The 15,992-nt window shown below is 46.6% G+C and carries 13 protein-coding genes; 10 read left to right on the top strand and 3 right to left on the bottom strand.

Annotated features, from left to right (window positions below; translation table 11 throughout):
• Positions 1-7: 7 nt before the first annotated feature.
• Both FD968_RS09440 and ssb read left to right on the top strand, forming a co-directional pair.
• Positions 8-1,186 carry an MFS transporter gene (locus FD968_RS09440; RefSeq protein ID WP_215365873.1) on the top strand — a complete coding sequence of 393 codons (1,179 nt, stop codon included), beginning with the start codon at positions 8-10 and terminating at the stop codon, positions 1,184-1,186.
• Positions 1,187-1,273: 87 nt separating this feature from the next.
• The gene (gene ssb / locus FD968_RS09435) at positions 1,274-1,729 is read left to right on the top strand and encodes a single-stranded DNA-binding protein (protein ID WP_215365871.1); all 456 of its coding nucleotides are present in this window, start codon (positions 1,274-1,276) and stop codon (positions 1,727-1,729) included.
• A 92-nt stretch (positions 1,730-1,821) separates the two neighbouring features.
• Here the strand turns inward: ssb and queF are convergent, their stop codons facing one another.
• The 3 genes from queF to ilvA are packed head-to-tail and all read right to left on the bottom strand — an operon-like array spanning position 1,822 to position 5,097.
• The gene (gene queF, locus FD968_RS09430) at positions 1,822-2,649 is read right to left on the bottom strand and encodes an NADPH-dependent 7-cyano-7-deazaguanine reductase QueF (protein ID WP_215365869.1); all 828 of its coding nucleotides are present in this window, start codon (positions 2,647-2,649) and stop codon (positions 1,822-1,824) included.
• 6 nt (positions 2,650-2,655) lie between these two features.
• Entirely contained in the window at positions 2,656-3,564 is a 909-nt protein-coding gene (locus tag FD968_RS09425) for a 5'-nucleotidase (RefSeq protein WP_215365867.1), read from the bottom strand.
• Positions 3,565-3,576: 12 nt separating this feature from the next.
• Entirely contained in the window at positions 3,577-5,097 is a 1,521-nt protein-coding gene (ilvA, locus tag FD968_RS09420) for a threonine ammonia-lyase, biosynthetic (RefSeq protein WP_215365865.1), read from the bottom strand.
• Between the two features lie 134 nt (positions 5,098-5,231).
• On the opposite strand from ilvA, the gene FD968_RS09415 reads away from it, so the two are divergent.
• The 8 genes from FD968_RS09415 to aspS all read left to right on the top strand — a co-directional run bounded on the left by FD968_RS09415 (position 5,232) and on the right by aspS (position 15,974).
• Positions 5,232-9,071 carry an FAD/FMN-binding oxidoreductase gene (locus FD968_RS09415; RefSeq protein WP_215365862.1) on the top strand — a complete coding sequence of 1,280 codons (3,840 nt, stop codon included), beginning with the start codon at positions 5,232-5,234 and terminating at the stop codon, positions 9,069-9,071.
• The gene (locus FD968_RS09410) at positions 9,071-9,463 is read left to right on the top strand and encodes a gamma-butyrobetaine hydroxylase-like domain-containing protein (RefSeq protein WP_215365860.1); all 393 of its coding nucleotides are present in this window, start codon (positions 9,071-9,073) and stop codon (positions 9,461-9,463) included. The genes FD968_RS09415 and FD968_RS09410 overlap by 1 nt, the downstream gene beginning before the upstream one ends.
• A complete protein-coding gene (ubiE, locus tag FD968_RS09405; protein ID WP_215365858.1) occupies positions 9,463-10,206 on the top strand; it encodes a bifunctional demethylmenaquinone methyltransferase/2-methoxy-6-polyprenyl-1,4-benzoquinol methylase UbiE in 744 nt (247 codons plus the stop codon). Before FD968_RS09410 ends, ubiE begins: the two co-directional genes overlap by 1 nt.
• A 67-nt stretch (positions 10,207-10,273) precedes the next feature.
• Positions 10,274-11,185, top strand: a complete 912-nt coding sequence (locus FD968_RS09400; protein ID WP_215365856.1) for a Tim44 domain-containing protein — start codon at positions 10,274-10,276, stop codon at positions 11,183-11,185.
• 53 nt (positions 11,186-11,238) lie between these two features.
• Positions 11,239-11,859, top strand: a complete 621-nt coding sequence (locus FD968_RS09395) for an SCP2 domain-containing protein (RefSeq protein WP_215365854.1) — start codon at positions 11,239-11,241, stop codon at positions 11,857-11,859.
• A 3-nt stretch (positions 11,860-11,862) separates the two neighbouring features.
• On the top strand, positions 11,863-13,452 hold the full coding sequence (gene ubiB / locus FD968_RS09390; RefSeq protein ID WP_215365852.1) for a ubiquinone biosynthesis regulatory protein kinase UbiB: 1,590 nt from the start codon (positions 11,863-11,865) through the stop codon (positions 13,450-13,452).
• 52 nt (positions 13,453-13,504) lie between these two features.
• A complete protein-coding gene (locus tag FD968_RS09385) occupies positions 13,505-14,158 on the top strand; it encodes a DUF502 domain-containing protein (RefSeq protein WP_215365850.1) in 654 nt (217 codons plus the stop codon).
• A 16-nt stretch (positions 14,159-14,174) separates the two neighbouring features.
• Positions 14,175-15,974, top strand: a complete 1,800-nt coding sequence (gene aspS, locus FD968_RS09380; RefSeq protein ID WP_215365848.1) for an aspartate--tRNA ligase — start codon at positions 14,175-14,177, stop codon at positions 15,972-15,974.
• Positions 15,975-15,992 lie beyond the last annotated feature (18 nt).

Raw genomic sequence — 15,992 nt, 5'->3', positions numbered from 1 at the left:
CTTTCCCATGAATCCTTCTGAACTCCGATCTACTCTGGCCTTAGCGGGCATCTTTGGCCTCCGCATGCTGGGCCTATTCTTGCTATTACCCGTCTTTAGCATCCATGCACGGGGCTTGCCAGGTGGCGAGCAAGCTCTCTGGGTGGGTTTGACCCTAGGGATCTTCAATATTGTTCAGGCTTGTTTTCACATCCCTTTGGGGCGTTTATCTGACCGAATTGGTCGCAAGCCAGTGGTTTTATGGGGCCTCTCCTTGTTTATTGCTGGGGCTTTGATCTCTGCTGCTAAGGATGATTTGCTATGGATTGCCATTGGGCGAGGTGTCATGGGCGCTGGAGCAATATCAGCCGCCGTTTCTGCATGGGTTGCTGATCTTACGCGTGAACAGGTGCGTACCCGGGCTATGGCTTTGGTGGGCGGTAGCATTGCCCTGTCGTTCGCCCTATCTTTAGTGATTGCTGCGCCAATTTACCGAGTAATCAATCTAAGTGGAATGTTTATTGTCTTGGCAGTTTTCGGGGTGATCGCAATGTTTGTGACGTATTACGTTCTCCCAAGCAGTCATCCGGAAGTCCAAGTTCAGCAGGCTTCCTTGAAGGAGGTATTTTTTCGTCCTGAGTTGATGCGCTTAAATGTTGGTGTGTTCGTGCTGAATGCAACCCAGGTTGCAATGTTCTTGGTGGTACCGCGTTTACTGGTGCAAGCAGGATTACCTTTGTCCTCGCATTGGGGAATTTATCTCCCAGTCGTTTTGCTCTCTTTTGTCTTTATGGCACCCCTTCTGATATTTGGTGAAAAGAAGCAGCAGCTACGTACGACTATGCTCATTGCAATCGTATTGTTACTGATCGCTGAATTTTTATTTACGCATAGCACTTCCATCACGTCAATTGCAATTGCTTTGCTAGTCTATTTCGTAGGATTCAACTTACTGGAAGCTTTGCAACCATCCTTAGTGTCTCGTTTTGCAAAAGAATCTAAGGGAACAGCTTTAGGTGTTTACAACACTACGCAATCGATCGGCTTATTTGCTGGTGCTGCTGTTGGAGGCTATTTAATGGATAGCCATGGCGATTTATCGGTCTTTGTGACGGGTGCCGTACTCTTAGGTTGCTGGCTTATAATTGCCTGGTCAATGGGTGAAATGCCAGCGAAAGCAACAGAATCAAAGGATGTAGCCGCATAGACATCGCCGTAGCTTCATCGATTTAATCTAAACGAGCAGTTCATTTTTTAGTAGTAATAACAGTAGTAATTTTCTTCGGGAGACAACATGGCTTCGGTAAATAAGGTCATCATCGTAGGTAACGTAGGACGTGATCCAGAGACGCGTTACATGCCAAGCGGCGACGCCGTTACAAATATTTCAGTAGCAACCTCTGATCGCTACAAAGATAAGCAAACTGGTGAAATGAAAGAAACCACAGAATGGCATCGTGTTGCATTCTTTGGCAAGCTTGCAGAAATCGCTGGTCAGTACCTCAAAAAAGGCTCACAGGTTTATGTTGAAGGTCGTTTGCGCACACGCAAATGGACTGACGCTAGTGGCCAAGAAAAGTATTCCACTGAGATCGTTGCAGAAACCATGCAAATGCTCGGTGGTAAGCCAGTTGGTGGCAGCGGTGATGGTGGTGAAAGCTACAGCCGCTCAAAGCCGGCTGAGCAATCAGCTCCAGTATCTTCAAATGCTGCATCACTCGGTGCAATGGATGACGACATTCCGTTTTAATGAGTAACAACTAGTGCGGCAATTGCCGTAATAGAAAAACCCCTTCTAGGATTTCCTACAAGGGGTTTTTATTTAGCTACTGATTACATTTCTTACTGCCGTGCATGGCGAATATTCTCGGGCCATGGTGAATTATGATCGGTGCGAAATGGATTGATGTCTAAACCACCACGTCTGGTGTAGCGTGCATACACAGAGAGTTTTTCGGGTTTGCATTCGCGCTTGATGTCGGTAAAGATCGTTTCTACGCAATGTTCATGAAACTCACCTAATTGTCTAAAGCCAATTAAGTAACGCAGTAAACCTTCTTCCAGAATCGGTCTTCCTTGATAGCGAATCTGGACGCTTGCCCAATCAGGTTGACCAGTCACGGGGCAGTTTGACTTTAGTAAATGGGAGACTAAGCATTGCTCAATCGGACCAAATGATTCGTTCACGCCTAGTAGACTTGGGTCTGCAGGTAGATTGGGGTCGATTTCGATATCCAGGCGATCCATCAAGATGCCACCCATTTCTTGCATTCCTTTTTTGGAGATGGCTTCAGTTGGGTTGATGCGCGTTGTGATCTTGCTGCCAGCAACTACCGATAAATCTGTAATGAGCCTCTCTTTCACCTCGTGTTCATCTTCAAAGCGTGCGCTGTTAAGGCTATTGAGATAAAGCTTGAACGATTTTGACTCAATCATATTAGGCGAGTCAGCAGGAATCTGAAACTCAGCCAAAGCAATTTGGGGCTTACCTTTTTTATTGAGCCAGCTAAGCTCAAAAGCGTTCCAAATATCAACACCAACAAACGGTAGAGCTTGACCTTCTTTTAGGCCGAGCTTCTTTCTATTTTCTGATCTTGGAATTGGAAATAACAAACTTGGATCATATTGATCTGGGTATTGCGTAGACTGTCCGAGCGGTAGTGTTGCCATGAATAGTTACTTCTTAGGCTTGTTTGATACGCCTGATACAACATGGCCTGTTGGGGCAACCGAGGCTGCTGATTGGCAGTGACCAGTTTGATCGTCAAAGAAGAAGTCTGGCTCGAATTCTTTTAGAAATTCACTCTTCGATAGGCCGCCTAAGAACATGGCCTCATCCACATCAATGCCCCATGCCATGAGTGTGCGGATAGCGCGTTCATGAGCTGGTGCTGAGCGTGCGGTGACGAGTGCGGTGCGAATACGCATACCGTTTTCACTAGTAGAGCGTTGCAGTCTGTGTAAAGCTTCGAGCAATGGTTTAAATGGACCTGGTGGCAATGGGATATCGACCTTCTTGCTCTCATGATCGACAAAAGCCTCTAAACCTTTTTTCTGAAACACTTGCTCTGCTTCATCGGAGAAGAGCACTGCGTCTCCGTCAAAGGCAATACGGATTTCATTAGGGTGAGATTCAGCGGTTTTGCTGGATTCTGGATAGACGCGTGCCGCTGGGAAGCCTGCATCAATCGTCGCTCTTACATCATCTTCGTTTGCAGACAGAAAGAGGTTGGCATGCAATGAGCGCAGGTAATGGTAGGGCGGGCGACCTCTAGTAAAAACCCCACGCTCTAGATGCAGGCCGTGATGCTCTGCAGAGCGGAATACGCGCAAACCACTGACGGGGTCATTGCGTGAGAGGATCACCACCTCAACACGCTGCTCACCCTCTTCATTAAAAGCAAGGAGCTTTTTGACTAGTGGGAATGCAACGCCTTTTTGCGCAGCTTCGCCCAGGCGTTCGAGCTGTAACTTCATGTATGCACTGTCATCGGTTGATTCGAAGATGCGATTCTCTTCCTCGAAATCAAACAGGGCGCGCGAGGATATCGCAACGACGAGTTTTCCGGTGAGCGTATATGACATCTTTTGTTGGGCTTATTTAAGAAACAAACGATAAGCAGGATTGTTACTTTCATCCCAGTGTGGGTAGCCTAAAGTCGCTAAGAAGCTTTGGAATTTCTTCTGCTCATTCTTTGGAACCTGGAGGCCTACCAAGATGCGACCGTAATCTGCGCCATGGTTGCGATAGTGGAACAAGCTGATATTCCAGTTCGGCGCCATACTGGTGAGGAATTTCATTAAAGCACCTGGACGCTCTGGGAATTCAAAGCGGTAGAGCAGTTCATCTTTCGCAAGCACAGAATGTCCGCCAACCATATGACGCAGGTGTGACTTGGCTAATTCATCATGCGTGAGATCAATAGTTGCAAATTTTGCCTTACGGAAATGTTTAGCAATCGCCTCGCTGTCACCAGATTTTTGTGTGCTGATGCCGACAAAAATATGCGCTTCACTTTGATCACCAATGCGGTAGTTGAATTCAGTGACATTGCGCTTACCAAGCAATTCGCAGAAGCGTTTGAAAGAGCCACGCTCTTCAGGAATTGTGACTGCAAATACTGCTTCGCGGAACTCACCAACGTCTGCACGTTCTGCTACAAAGCGCAGACGGCTAAAGTTCATATTGGCCCCGCAGGCCACAGCCACTAGGGTTTTCTTCTTGATGCGTTTTTTCTCAACATACTTCTTCATGCCGGCAATTGCTAAGGCACCAGCAGGCTCCAGGATGCTGCGGGTATCAGTGAAGACGTCGTTAATCGCTGCGCAAATTTCATCGGTATCAACAGTGACAATTTCATCAACCACCTTTTTACAGATACGGAAAGTTTCCTTGCCAACAAGTTTTACCGCAGTACCGTCTGAGAACAAACCCACATCCTTCATCTCAATACGCTTATTGGCCTTGAGTGATTGATTCATGGCATCAGAGTCAGATGCTTGAACGCCGATGACTTTAGTTTTAGGGCTAACAACTTTGATGTATTCGCCAATACCAGCAATTAAACCGCCGCCACCAATCGCAACAAAAACGGCATCGATTGGTTTTTCATACTGGGTAAAAATTTCGTGAGCAATGGTACCTTGCCCTGCGATGACATCTGGATCATCAAAAGGGTGAACAAAAGTGAGACCTCGTTTTTTACCTAATAGTTCGGAATGCTTAAAGGCATCACTGTATGACTCGCCGTGCAGAATGATTTCTACCCAAGAGCCACCCCTAGCTTTAACGGCATCAATTTTCACGCTGGGGGTTGTCACCGGCATCACGATGACGGCTTTGCATTTCATTTTGGCTGCAGATAGGGCAACTCCTTGAGCATGATTGCCAGCAGAGGCTGCAATGACCCCCCGTTTTAGGGCCTCTAAGGGTAAATGGGCCATTTTGTTGTAGGCCCCACGGAGTTTGAAAGAGAAAACCGGCTGGTTATCTTCCCTTTTAAGTAAGACCTGATTGCCCAAACGCTTGGTTAGTTCGGGGGCGAGCTGCAGTTCGGTTTCTCTAGCGACGTCATAGACGCGAGCCGATAAAATTTTCTTTAAATAGTTCGTTGCCATCTGATGAGCGTACCACGGATGGCTCCTAAGCCCTTAGATTTGCAAGGGTTTATCTCTTGGGGGAGCAACTTTCACTGTTTCCTGCCACTATCAGGTTCGCTCAATTAAAATGCTTATTTATCAAATATGTCGCTATGAACGCACCATTGGCTTTGAACCAGTTGTTGGATGCTGAGGCAGGTTCCCCCCGTCTTCGCGAAATTCCCTACAACTACACCTCCTTTTCTGATCGAGAGATTGTGATTCGCCTATTAGGTGAGGAGTCATGGCGTGTTCTCAATGAGTTACGTGGCGTGCGCCGTACTGGCCGCTCTGCCCGTATGTTGTTTGAAATTCTGGGCGATATTTGGGTGGTTCAACGCAACCCTTTTTTGCAGGACGACTTGCTTGATAGCCCTCATCGTCGAAAACAATTAATCGATGCTCTCTGGCATCGCCTGGGTGAAGTCAAAAAACGCAATAGCGGTGACTCAGCAGAGCAAGTCGAAATTTTATTAAGTGCCGCCTATCAAGCGATTGAAAGTTTTGAAAACGGATTTAAAGAAGTTGAAGTTATCCGTAAACGTGCTCGCAAAGAATTAGGTCGTCACACTGCCAGTGATAATATTTGTTTTGATGGTGTATCACGTGCAGCGCATGTAACTGATGCTACTGACTGGCGTGTTGAGTTCCCTTTGGTCGTTCTGAAGCCGGATTACGAATCTGAAATTCCGGGCTTAGTGAAAGCCTGTGTGGAATTAGGTCTCACGATTATTCCGCGTGGCGGCGGTACTGGATATACCGGTGGCGCCATTCCGCTATATGCCATGTCTGCAGTCATTAACACCGAAAAATTACAAGATATCGGCGCGGTGAAATCAAAAGGGCTACCTGGTGTTACTCATGAAGTCTCAACGATCTTTACAGGCGCTGGTGTTGTTACTCGCCGCGTATCTGATGCTGCTGAGCATGCTGGGCTAGTGTTTGCGGTTGATCCGACCTCCGCAGATGCAAGCTGTATTGGCGGCAATATTGCGATGAATGCCGGTGGTAAAAAAGCAGTTCTCTGGGGTACCGCTCTGGATAACCTGGCCAGCTGGCGCATGGTGGATCCACAAGGTAATTGGTTGGACGTTGAACGTCTTGAGCACAACCTTGGCAAGATCCATGATGTTGCAACCGTGCGGTTTCAGCTTACCTGGTCTGATGGTAATAGCGAGCCAGGCCAACGTATTCTGAAAACAGAATTACTAGAGGTTGAAGGCAAACGTTTCCGTAAAGAAGGTTTAGGTAAAGACGTTACTGATAAATTTTTATCTGGTTTACCTGGCGTGCAAAAAGAAGGTTGTGATGGCTTAATTACAAGTGCAACCTGGATATTGCATCGTATGCCGAAATTCATGCGCACGGTTTGCTTAGAATTTTTTGGACAAGCGCGTGAAGCTATTCCGAGCATTGTAGAAATTAAGGCTTATTTAGATGGCTTAAGCAAGCAAGGCGGCCCCATTCTGGCTGGTCTTGAGCATTTGGATGACCGCTACTTGCGCGCTGTCGGTTACTCAACAAAATCGAAGCGCAATAGCTTGCCGAAGATGGTCTTGATTGGCGATATTGCTGGTGATGATGAAGAAGCTGTTGCTGCCGCTACTAGTGAAGTAGTGCGCATGGCGAACCTGCGGGTTGGCGAAGGTTTTGTTGCAGTTAGCGCTGAGGCGCGCAAGAAATTCTGGCTTGATCGCGCGCGTACAGCAGCGATTGCCCGTCATACCAATGCTTTTAAGATCAATGAAGATGTGGTCATTCCATTGCCGCGCATGGGTGAGTACACCGATGGGATTGATCGCATCAATATCGAGCTATCCCTGAAGAATAAGTTGCAAGTTCTCGATGGCCTTGAGTCATTCTTGAAAAAAAGTGCTCTGCCATTAGGCAAAAGCGAAGAAGATTACGCGATCCCTACAGCAGAAATCTTAGGTGATCGTGTTCAGCAGGCCCTTGAATTAATTACTAAAGTTCGCAATCGTTGGGCTGATTGGCTCACCCAGATGGATACGTATTTCCCGGGGCTGCAGAATTACAGTTTGCGTGCGTCATGGAAAGATGAAGTACGTTCTGAGTTGCGTATCATTTTTGGCGGCCTTGCATTCGAGCCGATTCTGGCTGAGCTTGAAGCAATCCATAAAAATATTTTGCGCAAACGCGTATTCGTTGCTTTGCATATGCATGCTGGGGACGGTAATGTGCATACCAATATTCCCGTGAACTCCGATGACTATGAGATGTTGCAAGATGCACATCGCGCAGTTGACCGTATCATGAAGTTGGCGCGCTCTTTAGATGGCGTGATCTCTGGTGAGCACGGTATCGGCATTACTAAGCTGGAATATTTGACTGAGGCGGAACTCAAAGACTTCCGTAGCTATAAGAATCGCGTTGATCCTGAAGGGCGCTTCAATAAAGGTAAGTTAATGCCACATGCTGATCTCAGCATGGCTTATACGCCTAGTTTTGGTCTGATGGGTCATGAATCCATCATCATGCAGCAGAGCGATATTGGTGCGATTGCTGATAGCGTAAAAGATTGTTTGCGTTGCGGTAAATGCAAACCTGTTTGCTCGACACATGTACCACGTGCAAATCTTTTGTATAGCCCGCGTGACAAAATTTTGGCAACTTCATTGTTGATTGAAGCATTTTTATACGAAGAGCAAACCCGTCGTGGTGTTTCGATTCGCCATTGGGAAATGTTTGATGACGTTGCAGCACATTGCACCGTTTGTCACAAGTGCTTAACGCCTTGCCCAGTCAAAATTGACTTCGGTGATGTGACAATGAATATGCGTAACTTGTTGCGCAAGATGGGCCAACAGCGCTTCAATCCGGGAACTGCGGCATCGATGTTCTTCTTGAATGCCACCAGTCCTGAGAGCATTCATTTAGCTCGCAAGACTATGATTGGTTGGGGCTATAAGTTGCAGCGTTTGGGTAATGATATTTTCCGCAAGTTTGCAAAACAGCAAACCGCTCATCCGCCGGCAACAGTTGGCAAGCCTAGCATTAAAGAGCAAGTCATTTTCTTTGTGAACAAGAAGATGCCTGGTAATTTGCCTAAGAAAACCGCACGCGCTCTTTTAGATATTGAAGACGCGAACTATGTACCAATCATTCGTGATCCCAAAACAACCTCTGCCGATACTGAAGCAGTTTTTTATTTCCCAGGTTGTGGGTCCGAGCGCTTATTCTCACAGGTTGGTTTGGCTACTCAAGCCATGTTGTGGAACGTTGGCGTACAAACAGTGTTGCCTCCGGGCTACTTATGTTGCGGCTACCCACAGCGTGGCAATGGCGACTTTGATAAAGCTGAGAAGATGATTACGGACAACCGCGTCTTATTCCACCGTGTTGCCAATACCCTGAATTATTTAGATATCAAAACAGTGGTCGTCTCTTGCGGTACTTGTTATGACCAATTAGCAGGTTATCAGTTTGAACAAATCTTCCCGGGGTGCCGAATTATCGATATCCATGAGTTCTTGGCAGAGAAGGGCGTGAAGCTTTCTGGAGTAACGGGCGTGAAGTATATGTATCACGATCCATGTCACTCTCCCATGAAGTTGCAAGATCCCCTGAAGACCGTCAATGAACTGATCCAATTAGAAGACGGGAAGGCGATCGCGAAGAATGATCGTTGTTGTGGTGAATCCGGAACACTGGCGGTGACACGTCCCGATATTTCTACGCAAGTACGTTTCCGCAAGCAAATTGAAATGGAAAAAGCTGCCAACGATTTACGTAAAGACGACTTCACTGGCGATGTCAAAGTACTAACAAGTTGCCCATCTTGCTTACAAGGCCTGACTCGCTTTGATGCAGATAGTGAGACTACTGCCGACTACATCGTAGTTGAGATGGCTCAAAAATTACTCGGTGACAACTGGATGCAAGATTACGTTGCCAAAGCAAATCAAGGTGGCATTGAAAGGGTATTGGTTTAATGATTCCAACCAATGTAGTTGTTCATCAGCAGTCCAAGGTTTTAGAGCTCTCTTACGAGAATGGATCTACCTATCGCCTACCTTTTGAATTGCTAAGAGTGCTATCCCCATCGGCAGAGGTACAAGGTCACGGACCCGGTCAAGAAACGTTGCAAACTGGCAAGCGCGAAGTATTGATTGCTAGTCTTGAGCCTGTAGGGCACTATGCATTGAAGCCTACTTTTTCAGACGGGCATGATTCTGGTCTGTATTCTTGGGATTACTTGCATTTCTTGTGCGAGAACCAAGAGCAAGTATGGAAAGAGCATTTAGATAAATTAGCTGCCGCCGGTCTTGATCGTGATGCGCCAATGGCGCAGGCAGGACATGACCATTCTTGTGGAAGTCACTAATGAGTAAAACCCATTTCGGCTATCAAAGTGTTGATGAGGCTGAGAAAGCTGAAAAAGTTGCCGAGGTATTTCATTCGGTAGCTGGCAAATACGATGTGATGAATGACTTAATGTCTTTTGGCTTACATCGTGTTTGGAAAAAAATTACGATTGCTAGGGCAAATATACGTCCTGGTCAAAAGGTCTTAGATATTGCTGGCGGTACTGGAGACCTTGCCGCTGCATTTGCTAAGGCTACCGATTGGGGTCACAACTCCGATGCTCAGGTTTGGTTAAGCGATATCAATGCCTCAATGTTAGGGGTTGGTCGAGATCGTTTATTGGATCGCGGCATGGCTTTACCTTGTGTGCAATTTGATGCGGAAAAAATCCCGTTTCCTAGTAACCATTTTGATGTCGTGACTGTTGCTTTTGGCTTACGCAATATGACTCATAAAGATGTGGCGCTTGGTGAAATGTGCCGGGTTATTAAGCCAGGTGGCCGAGTACTCGTTTTAGAGTTTTCTAAGCCAGACGCCTTTTTGCAGCCTGTATATGACGCTTATTCATTCAAGGTATTGCCTTGGTTGGGCGAAAAAATTGCACAAGATTCAGAGAGCTATCGCTACTTAGCGGAATCTATTCGTATGCACCCTGACGCAGACACCCTAAAAGAAATGATGCTGGGGGTAGGTTTTGATGAGGTTGAAACCCACAGAATGACTGGGGGTATCGTTGCCTTACATATTGGTATTAAATACTAATAGTTGTATAGTTTTTAAGCTCTTAAAAACTCAAGCAGTGAAGAAGTTATCAGAAGGGGTAAAAGAAATGAACAAACATTTTTTCAAAGCAGTTTTATTAAGCTTCACTTTGATATTCGCAACAGTTGGACATGTAGATGCTGCACGCCTTGGCGGTGGCAAGAGTATTGGTAAAGCTCCAAGTGCTCCAATGCAAAAGCAAGCAACGCCTGCTCAAAAGCCTGTGCAGCAAGCACAACCTGCAGCACCTGCTGCTGCGCCTCAAGCACCAGCTCCTAGTCGATTTGGTGGGATGGGTGGAATCTTAGGCGGCCTGGCTGCTGGTTTGGGCATCGGTTATCTTTTGTCTCACTTCGGTTTAGGTGAAGCAGCTTCTTCACTCATCACTGGACTATTGATCGCCATGTTGGCTGGCTTCGTCATCATGTTTGTGATTCGCAGATTATTGCCAGCGATGTCAGGTGCTGGGCAGAATGCAAATGTGCCCAGCTCGGGTATGCAACGCACTAGCGTTGAGCAAGCACCAAGACAGGAGCCTGCTTTTACTCCTGCGGCTAATGCGTTTGCGGGTGTCGCCGCTGAGCCAGAAGCATTCCAATCGACTCTGCCGCCTGGTTTTGATGAGCGCAGTTTTTTGGAGAACGCAAAACAGTATTTTGTATCCTTGCAAAAAGCTTGGGATCAGGGAGACTTGGCTGCATTACGTGAATTCACTACTCCTGAGATGTTTGCGACTATTCAACAGGATTTAGCGGGACGTATTGATAGCGCAAACCAAACTGATGTCGTGACGATTAATGCTCGTTTATTGGGTGTTGAAACTGCAGATGGGCATTATTTCTGTAGCGTTCAGTTCGGCGGCATGATTCGCGAGCAACAAGGGGCACCAGCCAGTGATTTCTCAGAAATCTGGAATTTAAGTAAGCCGGTAGAGGGCCCTGGAGGCTGGGTACTGGCAGGTATCTCCCAGTTGGTTTAAGCTTTAGGTAATTTCCGTCGGAAAACCCGCACTAGTGCGGGTTTTTTACACTTATGAGCACACTATCTTCTTCAACCCACACGATTGCCGCTGGCGCTACTTGCCGCGGCATTAATCATGTCTTGGGACGAGAGCCGTGGGCATCTGCTGAGTTAGCGAAACATGCTGGAAAAACTGTTCTCGTACAACTTCCTTTTGGGCGCTTGTGTTTTGAGATCAATCCTTCTGGATTCTTGGAGGTCTTAAAGGAGTTGGAAAACCCAACTCTTGCCTTAGAGGTTTCTGCAAAAGCCATGAGTGATTTGGCGGCTAGTCCTGGCAATTTGAAGGAGCAGGCATTTAAAGCTGTCAAAATTACGGGTGATGCAGATTTAGCTCAATTGATTGGACGTTTAGCTGGTCAGTTGCGCTGGGAGTATGAGGAAGATTTGGCGCGCATTGTTGGTGACGCCCCTGCAAATTTTGCTGTTAGGCAAGGCAAAAAGTTTGTTACCGCTACACGTTCGGCTGCTAGTGATTTACTAGACAATGTTGTTGAGTACGTCAGCGAAGAGAGAAAAGTACTTTTGAATAAACGTGATTTTATGGTTCGCAAATCCGAATTAAATGACTTACGCGATTCTGTAGATCGTCTGGAAAAACGTATTCAACTTATAGAGCAAAAGGCTAAATAAATCGTGCGTCGAATTGCTCGCCTCAGTTTCATTTTCTTTACCGCGTGGCGTTATGGCTTGCTACCATTGTTGCGCAATGTTCTCAAGCCTGGAATTGGCCGTAGCTGTTTAACAGTAATTTGTTGGACTTCACCTGGGACTAAGTTGCCAAGAGGCGAGCGCATTCGCCTAACCCTGGAAGCGTTGGGTCCGATTTTCGTCAAGTTTGGACAAGTGCTTTCTACGCGTCGTGACTTATTGCCAGAAGATATTGCCAATGAGTTGGCAAAGCTACAAGATCAAGTGCCGCCATTCTCAAATGAAGAGTCTCGTCGCTTAATTGAAGAGGCTTTAGGTCAGCCAATCGAAGCGGTATTTGTCAGCTTTGACGCTACTCCTGTAGCAAGCGCCTCCGTTGCTCAAGTTCATTTTGGAATCTTGCGAGCCACAGAAAAACATCCTGAGTGGGCTCATAAAGCGGTTGCAATTAAAGTTCTACGTCCTGGAATCTTGCCGGTGATTGAAGGTGATATCGCCTTGATGTATGACTTGGCAAAAGTCATTGAGAAGACTTCTGAAGATGGTCGTCGTTTAAAGCCGCGTGAGAATGTTGCAGAGTTCGACACCTATTTGCATGATGAGTTAGATCTCATGCGTGAGGCTGCTAATGCAAGCCAGTTGCGCCGGTATTTTGTAGATTCTGATAAGTTAATGATTCCGGAGATGTATTGGGATTTATGTCATACCAACGTCATCGTGATGGAAAAGATGAATGGTATTTCAATTGGCCGCACTGCAGATTTACGTACGGCTGGCGTGGACTTTAAGAAATTAGCTGCTGATGGTGTAGAGATATTCTTTACTCAAGTCTTTGAGTATGGTTTTTTCCATGCAGATATGCATCCTGGAAACATCATGATTAGCTTGGAGCCAGAAACCTTTGGCCGCTTTATTTCTTTAGATTTTGGAATCGTTGGCGCACTGAGCGAATCTGATAAAAATTATTTAGCACTGAACTTCTTGGCATTCTTTAATCGTGATTACCGCCGTGTTGCTGAACTGCATATCGAATCTGGCTGGGTGCCAGAGAATACTCGGGTAGAGGAATTAGAGGGGGCTATACGATCGGTTTGTGAGCCCTACTTTGATCGCCCACTCAAAGAGATTTCTCTAGGCATCGTATTGATGCGTCTATTTCAGACTTCACGTCGCTTTAAGGTCGAAATACAGCCTCAATTAACCTTGCTACAAAAAACGCTCTTGAATGTAGAGGGCTTAGCGCGTCAGCTGGATCCAGATTTGGATCTTTGGAAAACAGCCAAGCCAATATTGGAGAAATGGGTAGATAAACAACTGGGTTGGCGCGGCTTGATTGATGGCTTAAAGGCCGAAGCTCCAATGTGGGCCAAGATTCTGCCAACCTTACCCCGCTTGATTGCTGACAGCCTGGCTAAAGCTAGTTCACAGCAAAAAAAGGGAGAAAGTGGCGAATTAGAGGTCTTAAAAGCCCTTTTACTCCAAGAAAGACGTACCCACCGCCTAATTTCAGGGGCTTTACTCTTTGCTGGTGGTTTTTTAGCTGGAATTTTGATCATCAGCCTTGGCATTTATTAGTCTCTCGCTGATTGGCTCCTAAACCGCTAAAATAGCGGGTTAGGCAGAACACATGAAAAAATACTTTATCGCTGGCATCTTGGTTTGGGCTCCATTGTCAATCACTGTTTGGGTGATTGCCTGGGGCTTGGGTTTGCTCGACGGTGTGTTTGGATCGGTGATGCACGCCATCATCATGGTGCTTCCGCACGATGCTGCGGTGGACGTTCAGCATTTCCGTGATCTTCCAGGGGTTGGTATTTTGATCGTGATTGCGGTCATCATGTTCACTGGCTTAGTGGCCATCAGCTTTGCTGGACAGTGGTGGATTCGGATGTGGAATAAGCAGATCAATCGCATTCCAATCGTGCGCTCCATTTACTCCAGCGTGCAGCAAGTTTCATCCACATTGTTTTCAGGAAGCGGGCAAGCCTTTAGTAAAGCCCTCTTGATTCGTTATCCACATGCGGATTCTTGGGTGATTGCATTTCAAACTGGAACACCCGCAAAAGAAGTGGCTGCTAAGTTGGGCGAAGACTACGTCAACGTGTTCTTGCCAACTACTCCAAACCCTACCTCTGGCTTTTTTATGATCGTGCCTCGTGCGCAAACGATTGAGCTAGATATGAGTGTCGAAGAGGCTTTGAAACATATTGTTTCGATGGGCTCTGTTCCGCCAAATAATTCTAGTGGTCTGCCTTCACAAGACTCACCACACCATTTTTGATTTTTAGGAAATTGTTATGTCAATGCGTAGCCATACTTGCGGCCAAGTAACCGATTCACTGATTGGTCAAGAGGTCACACTCTCAGGCTGGGTTAATCGCCGTCGTGACCATGGAGGCGTGATCTTTATTGACTTGCGTGATCGCGAAGGTTTTGTTCAGGTAGTGTGCGATCCTGATCGTCCAGAGATGTTTGCGCTTGCAGAGCAAGTCCGTAATGAGTTCTGTATTCAGATTAAAGGTTTGGTGCGTGCCCGCCCTGCTGGTACTGAGAACACTGATTTGGTTAGTGGCAAGGTAGAAATTTTGTGCCACAACTTAGTTATTGTGAATGCCTCTATTACCCCGCCATTTCAGATTGATGATGAGAATCTTTCCGAGACTACTCGCTTGACTCATCGCGTATTAGACTTGCGTCGTCCACAGATGCAAAAGAATTTGCGTTTACGTTATAACGTTGCAATGGAGTGCCGTCGTTATCTAGACGATGCTGGCTTTATTGATATTGAAACGCCAATGCTCACGAAGAGCACACCAGAAGGTGCACGTGACTATTTAGTTCCATCACGTGTGCATGATGGCCAATTCTTTGCCTTGCCACAATCCCCCCAGTTATTTAAGCAGTTGTTGATGGTGGCAGGTTTTGATCGTTACTACCAAATCACGAAGTGCTTCCGTGATGAAGATTTGCGTGCAGATCGCCAACCAGAATTTACTCAGATCGACTGTGAAACTGCTTTCTTAAGCGAAATTGAAATTCGTGATCTCTTTGAAAACATGATTCGTCATATCTTCAAGAAAACCATGAATGTGGAATTGCCGAATCCATTCCCAACCATGCCTTATTCAGAAGGGATGGCACGTTTTGGTTCCGATAAGCCGGACTTACGCGTGAACTTTGAGTTCACTGAGTTGACCGATTTAATGAAAGACGTTGATTTCAAGGTGTTCTCAGGCGCAGCCAATCAAGAAGGTGGTCGTGTTGTTGGTTTGTGCGTGCCGGGTGGCGCAGAGATCAGCCGTAGCGAAATCGATGACTACACTCAGTTTGTGAGCATCTACGGCGCTAAAGGCTTAGCTTGGATCAAGGTGAACTCTGTTGCAGAAGGCCGCAATGGTTTGCAGTCACCAATCGTGAAAAACTTGCATGATGCGGCGATTGAAGGCATCTTAAAGCGCACTGGCGCTAAAGATGGCGATATTATTTTCTTCGGTGCTGATAAAGAAAAAGTGGTGAATGATGCGATCGGTAATTTGCGTTTACGTATTGGACACTCTGCTTGGGGTAAAGCGCACGGTCTCTTTACAGAAGGTTGGAAGCCATTGTGGGTAGTTGATTTCCCAATGTTTGATTACGATGAAGGTGAAGCCCGTTGGGTTGCCTGCCATCATCCGTTCACCAGCCCTAAAGATGAGCACATGAAATATCTGGAAACGGATCCAGGCAAGTGCTTGGCTAAGGCCTATGACATGGTTTTGAATGGTAGTGAAATCGGTGGCGGCTCAGTCCGTATTCACCAAGAGGCAGTTCAAAGTCAGGTATTTCGTGCACTGAAGATTGGTCCGGAAGAAGCGCAAGCGAAATTTGGCTTCTTGTTAGATGCGCTCCAATACGGCGCACCTCCTCATGGCGGTATTGCGTTTGGCTTGGATCGTATCGTGACTATGATGACCGGCGCTGAATCGATTCGCGATGTGATTGCCTTCCCTAAAACACAGCGTGCGCAGTGCTTATTGACTCAGGCTCCTAGCCCAGTGGATGAGCGCCAGTTGCGTGAGTTGCATATTCGTTTGCGCCAAGCCGCACCTGCTGCTTAATACAACTGAAGTCGTAGC

Source organism: Polynucleobacter sp. AP-Titi-500A-B4 (assembly GCF_018688095.1).
GTDB lineage: Bacteria > Pseudomonadota > Gammaproteobacteria > Burkholderiales > Burkholderiaceae > Polynucleobacter.
This window is presented reverse-complemented; position numbering and strand designations above follow the sequence as displayed.

What these genes read in the sequence shown, in the direction of transcription:
- FD968_RS09440 (WP_215365873.1), top strand. Translation starts at nt 8, where the DNA reads ATGAATCCTTCTGAACTCCGATCTACTCTGGCCTTAGCGGGCATCTTT.
- ssb (WP_215365871.1), top strand. Translation starts at nt 1,274, where the DNA reads ATGGCTTCGGTAAATAAGGTCATCATCGTAGGTAACGTAGGACGTGAT.
- queF (WP_215365869.1), bottom strand. Translation starts at nt 2,649, where the DNA reads ATGGCAACACTACCGCTCGGACAGTCTACGCAATACCCAGATCAATAT.
- FD968_RS09425 (WP_215365867.1), bottom strand. Translation starts at nt 3,564, where the DNA reads ATGTCATATACGCTCACCGGAAAACTCGTCGTTGCGATATCCTCGCGC.
- ilvA (WP_215365865.1), bottom strand. Translation starts at nt 5,097, where the DNA reads ATGGCAACGAACTATTTAAAGAAAATTTTATCGGCTCGCGTCTATGAC.
- FD968_RS09415 (WP_215365862.1), top strand. Translation starts at nt 5,232, where the DNA reads ATGAACGCACCATTGGCTTTGAACCAGTTGTTGGATGCTGAGGCAGGT.
- FD968_RS09410 (WP_215365860.1), top strand. Translation starts at nt 9,071, where the DNA reads ATGATTCCAACCAATGTAGTTGTTCATCAGCAGTCCAAGGTTTTAGAG.
- ubiE (WP_215365858.1), top strand. Translation starts at nt 9,463, where the DNA reads ATGAGTAAAACCCATTTCGGCTATCAAAGTGTTGATGAGGCTGAGAAA.
- FD968_RS09400 (WP_215365856.1), top strand. Translation starts at nt 10,274, where the DNA reads ATGAACAAACATTTTTTCAAAGCAGTTTTATTAAGCTTCACTTTGATA.
- FD968_RS09395 (WP_215365854.1), top strand. Translation starts at nt 11,239, where the DNA reads ATGAGCACACTATCTTCTTCAACCCACACGATTGCCGCTGGCGCTACT.
- FD968_RS09385 (WP_215365850.1), top strand. Translation starts at nt 13,505, where the DNA reads ATGAAAAAATACTTTATCGCTGGCATCTTGGTTTGGGCTCCATTGTCA.
- aspS (WP_215365848.1), top strand. Translation starts at nt 14,175, where the DNA reads ATGTCAATGCGTAGCCATACTTGCGGCCAAGTAACCGATTCACTGATT.